Origin of the sequence: Klebsiella sp. K47, from assembly GCF_051858335.1 — a bacterium.
Taxonomy (GTDB): Bacteria; Pseudomonadota; Gammaproteobacteria; order Enterobacterales; family Enterobacteriaceae; genus Klebsiella; species Klebsiella pneumoniae.
This window is the reverse complement of the sequence record NZ_JBPYUI010000012.1, coordinates 147559-157640: the sequence shown is the minus strand read 5'-3', so window position 1 is coordinate 157640 and position 10082 is coordinate 147559. Positions and strand designations below refer to the sequence as shown.

Sequence of the window (10082 nt, the reverse complement as noted above, 5' to 3'; positions counted from 1 at the left end):
GGTCGGCCAGCGCTTTATCAACGGCTTTGGCGACGATGGCGTCGATCTGTTCCTGAGTAAATTCTTGCGCCATTACAGAGGTAAGCGGAAAAAACGTGGCGATAACCGCCATGGTTAATGGAAGTTTTTTTATCATTGTCATGAGTTTCTCAATATAGGTTAATTTTATTCAGACAATAACCAGCCTATTCTGAGCTGACAGAATATGTCGCTATCATCAGAACAAGTTATTTTTTATTTTGTACGGTCACAGAGGCGTTACACAATTATCGTTACCCTTCCTCCTTCGCTGATATTAAACAGGTGGCCTTTCGCCACTGACAAAAAAAACACAGCACGAACCAATAAACGCTATTTCCCGGCAGCGGATAGACGGCGGAATACATGCCCCCGCAGGGGCATGTCAGCAAAAATTAACCAAAGATATAGGTATTGACGAGATTTTCGAGTAATTCCTGACGCCCGCTCTGAGGCTGCGGATTCAGATTATGCTGCTCAGCGTATCGGGCAATATTATCCAGCGACATCTGCCCGCTCATAATTTTCTGCCCCAGCTCGCCCTGCCAGCCGGCATAGCGTTTTGTCAGACCCTGATCGAGCTTGCCATCCTCAATCATGCGCGCGGCCAGCTTGAGGGACAGCGCCATCACGTCCATGGCGCCAATATGGCCATAGAACATGTCGTATTTGTCGGTGCTCTGCCGGCGAACTTTGGCGTCAAAGTTCAGGCCGCCGGTGGTGAATCCCCCGGCTTTGAGGATCTCATACATCACCAGGGTATTTTCTTCCACGCTGTTCGGGAACTGATCGGTATCCCAGCCGAGCTGCGCATCGCCGCGGTTGGCATCAACGGAGCCGAAAATGCCCAGCGCGATGGCGCTGGCGATTTCATGGTGGAAAGAGTGCCCCGCCAGAGTGGCGTGGTTGGCTTCAATGTTCACCTTGATCTCATTTTCCAGACCAAACTGCTTCAGGAAGCCATATACCGTCGCGACATCGTAATCGTACTGATGCTTAGTGGGCTCCTGCGGTTTCGGCTCGATAAGCAGCGCGCCGCCAAAGCCAATCTTATGCTTGTGCTCCACCACCATCTGCAGGAAGCGGCCAATCTGCTCACGCTCCTGACGCAGGTCGGTATTCAGCAGGGACTCGTAACCTTCGCGGCCGCCCCACAGAACATAGTTTTCGCCGCCGAGCTGGTGGGTAGCGTTCATGGCGGTCACCACCTGCGTGGCCGCCCAGGCAAACACCTCCGGATCGGGGTTGGTCGCCGCTCCGGCGCCGTAGCGCGGGTGGGTAAAGCAGTTGGCGGTGCCCCACAGCAGTTTCACGCCGGTTTGCTGCTGTTTCTCCGCCAGCACCTCGGTCATGATGGCGAAATTATGCAAATACTCTTTCAGCGACGCGCCTTCTGGCGAGACGTCGACATCATGGAAGCAGTAATACGGCACGTTGAGCTTGTAGAAAAATTCAAACGCCACGTCCGCTTTGCGTTTGGCCATTTCCAGCGCATCGCCCGCGGCCTGCCAGGGACGCTCAAACGAGCCGGCGCCAAACATATCCGCGCCATTCCAGCAGAAATTATGCCAATAACAGGCGGCAAAACGCAGATGATCGGCCATGCGTTTTCCCAGCACGATTTCATCCGGATTATAGTGGCGAAACGCCAGCGGATTATCGGTTTTGGGTCCGGCAAAGCGAACGCGATCAACCTGGTCGAAATAGGTTTGCATGATGAACTCCGAAATTGAGAAACAGGAAAATTAACAACTGTGACACATCGTGTATTCTCATCGTCGGTTGCTCAATTACGTTATTTCACTCGGCGATTGAGAAAATGCTCAAATGTGAGCCATCTCGCAAATAAAACTATTTTAAATATCTCGCTTCGCGCGCGTATAGCGTACACTTCCTGGGGAATTCAGGTATCCACACCAAATTAAAATGCCGGTTTTGTCGCAATGTCTGCCTGCCCAAAAAAATTAGCGGCGGATAACGGTTCAAAGCAGGCGATACAGGCCTTTGCTTCGAGGATCACATAAGTAAAAAAACATAATTACGTAATTTAAAAACGTAATAGATTCTTCCAGGTCAACTGTGTCAGAAAGTGTTTCACCTACACAAAACAAACCGGAGTCTGCTTAGAATGAGTAAAAACATAATGCACAGTCGGCATGATGAATATCATAAATTAACCCGTGGAGAACGAATTGGTTATGGCATGGGCGACTTTGCGCAAAACCTGGTTTTCGGCACAATTGGGGGTTTTCTGGCTTTGCATATGCTGACGGTAAATACCATCAGCACGGCAACGGCAGGCTTTATTTTTCTTTTTGTCCGTATCATTAATGTGTTTTGGGATCCGATGGTCGGAACCTATGTGGATAAGCGAACCTCGAAAGCAGGGAAATATCGCCCCTGGCTGTTACGAGCCGGCGTGCCGCTAGTGATCCTGTCGGCATTACTGTTCGCGCCAATTCCTGGGGTGAAAGGTTCGGTGGCTTTCGCCTTTATTATTTATCTGGCGCTGGACCTGGTTTATTCCTTAGTCAATATTCCCTATGGCTCGCTGAATGCGTCGCTGACCCGCGACCCGGAATCGATCGATAAGCTGACCAGTACCCGCATGATGCTTGCCAACAGCGCCAACCTGCTGGTCTATACCCTGTTCCCGATGTTTGTGCAGATGGCGGCGCCGAAAGATCGCAGCCTGAAAGACACCGGCTTTTTCGGCCTTGAGCTGAATCTGGGCAACTATACCGATCCGTCGGCGAACTACGCCTGGTTCGGCGTGTACGCCATCTATATGATCATCGGCGCGGTGGCCCTGTTTATCTGCTACAAATGCACCAAAGAACGCGTGGTCGCGACCGCCGAGCAGACCGCCAACGTCAAAACCACCGACCTTTTCCACGAGCTCAGACATAACCGCCCGCTGGTTATTCTCGGCATGTTCTTTATGCTGGCCTTTACCTTCATGTTCTTCATGAACACTGTTAACGGCTTCTTCAACCAGTTCGTCGTCGGCCATTCCGAATGGATGGGCGCCGTGGGTCTCGTCGCGTCTATTCCCGGCATCGCCTTCCCGGTGTTCTGGCCGAAACTGAAAAAAATCTTTGGTAAAAAAGGCTTCTTCCATCTGTTCCTCGCCATGTTCATCGTCGGCGAACTGCTGACCTACGTCTGGTCCCGTGAAGGGATGCACGACGCCCTGTGGCTGGCCTACATCGCCACCTTTATTAAACAGTGGGGCTTAACCTCCGCCACCGGCTTTATGTGGGCGCTGGTACCGGAAGTTATCGCGTACGGCGAATTAAAATCGGGCAAACGCAATGCCGCCATTATCAATGCCATTATGGGACTCTTCTTCAAGATCGGCTTCACCATCGGCGGCGCTATCCCGCTGTGGCTGCTGGCGGTGTATGGATTTAATGAAAGCGGCGCCGTGCAGAGCGCCAGCGCCATCGACGGGATCATTATGACCGCGGTGTGGATCCCAATTGCGCTGGCCGCTATTTCGATGGTGATCATGCAGGTTTATCCGATCTCCGATAAACATGTGACCGACATCAACCGTCAGCTGGATGAGATCCGCGTGTAGTTAAAAAAATTATAAATCAGACCGATCCTTAACTTTCCATTTTAAAAGGTGTAATGAAATGTCACTTATTCAAAACCCGATATTACGCGGCTTTAATGCCGACCCCAGTATTATTCGCGTCGAGGATACGTACTATATTGCCAACTCGACGTTTGAGTGGTTCCCGGGCGTGCGTTTACATGAGTCCAAAGACCTGAAAAACTGGAACCTGCTGCCTTCGCCGCTCTCCACCACCACCCTGCTGGACATGAAGGGCAACCCCTCCTCCGGCGGCATTTGGGCGCCGGCGCTCTCCTGGGCCGATGGGCAATTCTGGTTGGTGTATACCGATGTGAAGATCACCGAAGGCGCCTTTAAAGACATGACCAACTACCTGACCACGGCGAAGGATATTCGGGGCCCGTGGAGCGACCCGATCAAGCTGAACGGCGTCGGGTTTGACGCCTCGCTGTTCCATGACGACGATGGCCGGAAATATATCGTCCAGCAAACCTGGGATCACCGGGAGTACCATCACCCCTTCGATGGCATTACCTTAACGGAGCTGGATACCAAAACGCTGAAGTTAATGCCGGAAACCGCGCGCACCATCTACCGCGGCACCGCCGTGGCGCTGGTCGAGGGGCCGCACCTCTATAAACTGAACGGCTACTACTATCTGTTTGCCGCCCAGGGCGGCACCGTGTTTACCCACCAGGAGGTGGTGGCTCGGTCGAAAACCCTCGAGGCCGACAGCTTCGAAACCGAGCCGGGCGACGTGTTCTTAACCAATGTCGATACCCCGGACAGCTACATCCAGAAACAGGGCCATGGCGCGCTGGTCTCCACCCCGGAAGGCGAATGGTATTACGCCTCGCTCTGCGCCCGGCCGTGGAATCGCCCAGGGGAATCCATCTACGACCCGCGCGGCTGGTCAACTCTCGGCCGGGAAACCGCGATCCAGAAAGTATACTGGGACGACGAGGGCTGGCCGCGTATTGAAGGCGGTCACGGCGGGAAAACCTTCGTCGAAGGGCCGAAAGACGCCATCTTCACCGAAAGCGCCAGCGATAATAGCCAACAGGATGATTTTACGTCGCCAGCGCTCGACCCGAACTGGAATACCCTGCGAGTGCCGTTTACGGCCAAAATGGGCACCACCGGCGACGGCAAATTAACCTTAATCGGCCAGGGTTCGTTAGCCAATACGCATGACCTGTCGCTGATTGCCCGCCGCTGGCAGGCCTTCTATTTTGACGCCGCGGTGAAGGTGAAATTCGAGCCCTTCAGCTACCAGCAGATGGCCGGATTAACGAATTACTATAACGACCGCCACTGGAGCTTTGTCTTCCTGACCTGGAATGAAATTAACGGCAAGGTCATCGAAGTCGGCGAAAATAACCGCGGAAAATACACGTCGTACCTGAAAGATAACGCCATCAAGGTGCCGGACGGCGTGGAATACGTCTGGTTTCGGACCAAGGTCCGCAAGCAGACCTACAGCTATGAATATAGCTTCGATGGCGTGACCTTCACCGAGATCCCGGTTCAGCTGGATGCCGCGGTACTGTCCGATGACTATGTATTGCAGAGCTACGGTGGGTTCTTTACCGGGGCGTTCGTCGGCCTGGCGGCGGTAGACTACGCCGGGTACGGCACCCAGGCTGAGTTTTATCAGTTCGAGTATCAGGAGCTGGGCGATAGGTTAGCGGCCGATGGGAGTTACAGCTGGGAGGCTGGCGAGACGCGGGATAAGTAAGGGAGACATATCAGTGTCAGCGTTTATAGCAACAGTACCTGTACGGTAACAGTGACGTTTAATCTGTCCAGGCAGGGTTATTAGCGCGGCATAGTCAATGACAAAAAAGGGGCATAATTTGCCCCTTTTACCTATCACGCTCTCACGTTCCAGTCGTCCGAATACTGGACATTGCCATCAACATAGCGCCAGGTAATTTTGTCATACATAAGGGAAACTGATTCCATGTGGTTGATTTGCGAGTTCCCTGTCATTTTAGCGTTCGGCATTCCCGGGTTAATGCCTGTTACTTTCACTCCCTCGATCAGCATGATGAAGTAGCATTCTTCCTGCCCTGCGTGGTTGATACGATACCAGCGGATCTCCGCGCTTTTAAGCGTTTGCCCCGTCGCGACAGCTTTATAGAGATACGGGCTGGAGCTATCAAACTCCTTTTCAATCATCATCGGTGAATGAGAGCGCTTACCCGTTATCTTCCCATTGGCGCTATCTACCGGAATATTCAGGCCGTGGCTAAAACCAACAATCTCTATGCTTCCCTCACGATCCTGAACATCTACCGACCCTTTAATTTCTGCGCCGCCATCGTCTTTAAGCCACATGTATGCCGGAATGGGCATTTTACAAACTCCTTGTAGTTATGATTTTCTTCGTGATAAACCAATAGCAAACAATTGTTAAAAGCAACTGAAAGATCACAATCGCTACTATCGTAAAATTTGAATATTTTTGCTGAGGGATTACGGACTGATAAGGTAGCAAGCGAAACAGCACCCAGAATAAGAAGGTAAAGCCGAATACTTTAGCAAATCGCCGCAACGTGGAATGGCCCAACGTTTTGAGGATATCAGTAAACCTAAATTTATGTATCACAGCACTATATATCGTGATTATGGCACTCATCGCAGGTATGCTGATAAATGTATTAATCAGTATACTAATATAGATGCTCAGAGATTGCCAAACCTCTAAATCAGGCTCCCCCAAAATGAAATGAGTAACCTTGTCAGCGCCCTGATAAGTAAAACTACCCGTAATAGAGTCAACTAATCCATTATACGGAACAACTCTCGCAACAATCATCATCACCACCGCGAGCAACGCTATCTTAATAAGTAAATTAAAAACATGGCTGGCCATTGGCAATCACCTCAATAGAGCCGTATGCCTTCAGTTTCCTTATGCAGGGAACATCTATTTGCTGCGTCCTGAGAAGAGCATTACGTAACATGGCGAAATCTGAATCATGCGGAAGAGTGATGCACCCCTCTGATAAAGTGCCAGGATGAAGTCGAAAGTTGCCTCGCTTAACCCCCTCAATCCATGTGTAATCGTCGATTCCCCAGTCATCCCGCCACAGGGCAAACCATTCGCTATGCCTGAATGAAGCACCCTTAACTACACTGTTATAGATATCTCGCACCCCTGCATTGACCTGCGATCTGAGCCCCCCTTCCGGACGGTCAACAATCCAGTATTTTCCCGCTGGTACCGGCCCCTCTTTAGGTATCATTGCGCAGGCACCACGGTTACGGTAAGCACCATTCCCGGAAAACGCCAGGAAGGTACCAACGCCGGGGAATGATAATGGAGAATAATACATGTCGTTAATGACAAATTTACCATGCAGAGCCATAAACTACCCACGCCATTTAATAATTTATGGATATAGTACTGGTTGTGTAGCAAACTACGCAAATTAACCAACTTATTTTCAGAATATATAAATACCATTACCGTTTCAACTAAAAGCTATGCGTAGTTTTAGCGACAGAGGCTGGGTTTTATCATAAGAGAAATCTGTATGATGCATCATTTTGTTCAAAATATCAGGCATCATTTGCAGGTTTTTATTCACAGAACAAAACTATTACTGCCGGTATAAAGAGTTTTCCTGCTTGCAGCCAAAAGCGAAACGGATAGAATAACATACACCGCACCACAATAAACACTAGCTTGCAGGATTTCTGATCCATACCTAGAAAGGCACTGTCATTATAAAACCACATGATATTTCAACAGGAAAACATGAAGACGAAAACGAGCATAGATTACATATTTCTCACTGATATTCAGCCTGATAACCTGGGAATATTGATGGAATAAAACTTCACCCTCGCCTTATTATCTTGAACAGTTTTATCGTCGCTATGTAAAGCACCCCAGAAAGTGAAAGCACTGTCATTAGAGTGATATAAAAGAAAGTATCATATATTGTATCGGCGTTCACACTCCCGAACAAGAAGTGGCAAATATCCCTTGCGATATCATAATCGAGATAGATTTCCGGCCTTGGAAGTGCACGTCCCAGAACCAAAAACAGCAATATAAAATAAATGATCTTACTTATTTTACGGGCAAGCGTTATTAGAGCCACTGGCAACAACCTCCACCCAACCGCGAGCCATCAGGGAACGCATGCAGGGAACCTGTACTAACGAAGTATTCATAAGCGCATTCCGGATCATGGCAAAATCAGAATTATGGGCGATAGTAATACAACCCTCGGAAACCGTACCCGGATGCAAACGGAAGTTACCACGTTTCACATCCTCTACCCACGTCTCATCGTCAATTCCGCGGTCGTCACTCCATAATGCAAACCAATCGCTATTCCCCCGCCGTAGTTCGCGGCAGGACGTAATGAAACGATTGGTATTAGCCCTGCTTTTATTTATTTTCAAAGAATCGGCTGTAGCCCCCGCTCTCACGCCGGAAGCGGATATCACTCTGGTGAATCCGTCAATGTTTGCTCGTGAAGGATATCGACGGCACAACATGATGCTGTCGATGTGTTCACATAAACCGCCTGTTCATGAGTCATAACTCGTTTCTGCCATGAACAAGTCAGAGCAAATACATATAAACCAATAATTTTAACATCCAAATTTTTTGCGTATCCAATCACTTATCGAATACTTATATGCGCTTTATTATTTATTAAATTAATACATCTCACACCAAGATAATTCATCATAATAATCAACCGTAAAGTGATATACTATGCTGTTTTAAGCCTTATTTAAATCAATGGTTCAAAATCATTTTGCAATACAATTTGTAACAATTAGGTTATAGTAACACTTATCAAGTTACTTATTCTCTTGTAAATTACCATCGATTATTTCTTGCAAAAATGATGTACATCCTCAGTCATTTATTTAAACATAGGATAGCTATATGGCAGACATAGAAGGGATAGCGCGGAAGTTATATAACATCATTATCTCTCCTGATACAGTTACGGGGCTTATCAATGGTGGATTATCTGTTCCTTTAGATTATGGTTATCTGATTTACGGTATCTTTGATACGGATACAAGATATGAACGTGAAACAGAAAGAATCCGTATGATGACCGCGATAAGACACGACATCCTTAACTATGAAAATATCGTTAATGCAGTTAAATTAATCTTTCAGTTATTTAATAAATATCTATCCGAATCAGAACAAGATAGAATATACAGAAGTGTAGTTACCTCTATCGTGGGTAGAATCTCTACGAATATTATCGCATCGAACATCGCTAAAGCCGTTATAGAAAAAACGTCATTTACTTATGTAGTATTTAAGGGGAAAGGGAATCCAATAGCCTTTTTAAGTACTATCCTCTTGTTTGGTGGAATGGCAGAGCGTTCCATCAGGACCTCTGATAAACTCAGAAATGAAGCGCCCGAGGTATACTCGTTATTAAGACCCCGCGATTATGATCTGCTTTATTTCTTATTTGCCGATGCGGTACAACCTTTTGTGGATGCCATCCATGCAGGATACACCGAGGGCAAACCCGTGTTCGACAAGATTATGAAAAGAGTTGAAGAACATTTAAATACGAATGCTAAGGCTGGGTAATATGAAAAAAATTATCACGCCACTCGTCGATATAGTTCTCTGCACCTATATTATTACCACATGCTTTATTTGCTTGACTGAGTTTAATAACTGGCAGAATAAAATAATCGCAGTAACGATTACAATCGGCAGCGCTTATATCATCGCCATTGCGTTGAATAGATTTCTGGGAACAAAGATCGGAGTATTAAGCGGTGCTTTTAATTTACTATCAGGCCCGCTACTAATTATAGGCGCTATTGTTTGCATAGCCTTACTTGACCCGTGGCCGGTTAAGATGATTGGTCTGTTTTTATGGGTCATTATAATGTTTTGTTTACCTTCATTTATAAATAGAGATAAGGAATAATCATGTCAAATCCAGCATATCTTTGGCTAACCGATACAAACGGCTCCCCTATAACGGGTAGTTCTCTCGTTACAGGGCGTATTGGCGCTATTGAATTAAAAGCGGTAACGCACCACCTATCCATTCCTGTGGATGGAAACACCGGGAGATTAACAGGAACCAGAGTACATACGCCTATTACGGTACAGAAAGACTTTGATAAAACAACGCCCCTTTTATACAAAGCGCTGAGTGAGAACCAAACATTAAAGTCGGCAACCATAAAGATGTATCAGATCCTTGATGCAGGTGTTGAAAGCGAATATTTTAATATTACATTAGAGAATGTAAAAGTAACCGGAATTACCCCCAACTTATTTCCTGATTTTGGTACAGGTACGCACAGCGAGACGATTCAGTTAAGGTATGAGGCCATCACCTGGAAACATTGCGATGGGAATATCATTTACAAAGATTCCTGGAACCACAGGGCAACGGCATAAATTCCCCTTAGACTAAAGGCCATTCAAAAAAGTGGCCTTTTATAAGTTTATCTGATG

11 protein-coding genes and 1 pseudogene are annotated in these 10082 nt (G+C 47.5%); 5 read left to right on the top strand and 7 right to left on the bottom strand.

Annotated features, from left to right (window positions below; all coding sequences use genetic code 11):
- Nucleotides 1–142, bottom strand: a pseudogene (locus RRF55_RS14035) (carbohydrate porin); the annotation flags it as partial.
- A gap of 271 nt (nucleotides 143–413) precedes the next feature.
- The gene (gene xylA / locus RRF55_RS14030; RefSeq protein WP_019705546.1) at nucleotides 414–1733 is read right to left on the bottom strand and encodes a xylose isomerase; all 1320 of its coding nucleotides are present in this window, start codon (nucleotides 1731–1733) and stop codon (nucleotides 414–416) included.
- A 428-nt stretch (nucleotides 1734–2161) separates the two neighbouring features.
- Here xylA and RRF55_RS14025 point away from each other — a divergent pair, with 428 nt between their 5' ends.
- Both RRF55_RS14025 and RRF55_RS14020 read left to right on the top strand, forming a co-directional pair.
- Nucleotides 2162–3601 (top strand): MFS transporter, encoded by a 1440-nt coding sequence (locus RRF55_RS14025; protein WP_004153321.1) that lies wholly within the window; start codon nucleotides 2162–2164, stop codon nucleotides 3599–3601.
- A 58-nt stretch (nucleotides 3602–3659) separates the two neighbouring features.
- Nucleotides 3660–5339 (top strand): glycoside hydrolase family 43 protein, encoded by a 1680-nt coding sequence (locus tag RRF55_RS14020; RefSeq protein WP_130957665.1) that lies wholly within the window; start codon nucleotides 3660–3662, stop codon nucleotides 5337–5339.
- 134 nt (nucleotides 5340–5473) lie between these two features.
- Here RRF55_RS14020 and RRF55_RS14015 read toward each other — a convergent pair whose 3' ends face one another.
- The 5 genes from RRF55_RS14015 to RRF55_RS13995 form a co-directional block, all read right to left on the bottom strand.
- Nucleotides 5474–5959: an Hcp family type VI secretion system effector gene (locus RRF55_RS14015; RefSeq protein ID WP_032433429.1), complete on the bottom strand. Its 486-nt coding sequence runs from the start codon at nucleotides 5957–5959 to the stop codon at nucleotides 5474–5476.
- A 1-nt stretch (nucleotide 5960) separates the two neighbouring features.
- Nucleotides 5961–6479: a hypothetical protein gene (locus RRF55_RS14010; protein ID WP_048974527.1), complete on the bottom strand. Its 519-nt coding sequence runs from the start codon at nucleotides 6477–6479 to the stop codon at nucleotides 5961–5963.
- Nucleotides 6460–6975, bottom strand: coding sequence for a DUF2778 domain-containing protein (locus RRF55_RS14005; RefSeq protein ID WP_032433425.1), 516 nt, complete (start codon nucleotides 6973–6975; stop codon nucleotides 6460–6462). The genes RRF55_RS14010 and RRF55_RS14005 overlap by 20 nt, the downstream gene beginning before the upstream one ends.
- A 474-nt stretch (nucleotides 6976–7449) precedes the next feature.
- Entirely contained in the window at nucleotides 7450–7716 is a 267-nt protein-coding gene (locus RRF55_RS14000) for a hypothetical protein (RefSeq protein WP_048974528.1), read from the bottom strand.
- Nucleotides 7691–8068 carry a DUF2778 domain-containing protein gene (locus RRF55_RS13995; protein ID WP_075211306.1) on the bottom strand — a complete coding sequence of 126 codons (378 nt, stop codon included), beginning with the start codon at nucleotides 8066–8068 and terminating at the stop codon, nucleotides 7691–7693. The genes RRF55_RS14000 and RRF55_RS13995 overlap by 26 nt, the downstream gene beginning before the upstream one ends.
- Nucleotides 8069–8519: 451 nt before the next feature.
- Here RRF55_RS13995 and RRF55_RS13990 point away from each other — a divergent pair, with 451 nt between their 5' ends.
- Genes RRF55_RS13990 through RRF55_RS13980 form a run of 3 tightly spaced genes read left to right on the top strand, consistent with a single transcriptional unit; the run spans nucleotide 8520 to nucleotide 10025 of the window.
- A complete protein-coding gene (locus tag RRF55_RS13990; RefSeq protein WP_048974529.1) occupies nucleotides 8520–9194 on the top strand; it encodes a hypothetical protein in 675 nt (224 codons plus the stop codon).
- A 1-nt stretch (nucleotide 9195) separates the two neighbouring features.
- Nucleotides 9196–9543 carry a hypothetical protein gene (locus RRF55_RS13985; protein WP_048974530.1) on the top strand — a complete coding sequence of 116 codons (348 nt, stop codon included), beginning with the start codon at nucleotides 9196–9198 and terminating at the stop codon, nucleotides 9541–9543.
- 2 nt (nucleotides 9544–9545) lie between these two features.
- Nucleotides 9546–10025: an Hcp family type VI secretion system effector gene (locus RRF55_RS13980; protein ID WP_048974531.1), complete on the top strand. Its 480-nt coding sequence runs from the start codon at nucleotides 9546–9548 to the stop codon at nucleotides 10023–10025.
- Nucleotides 10026–10082: the final 57 nt, after the last annotated feature.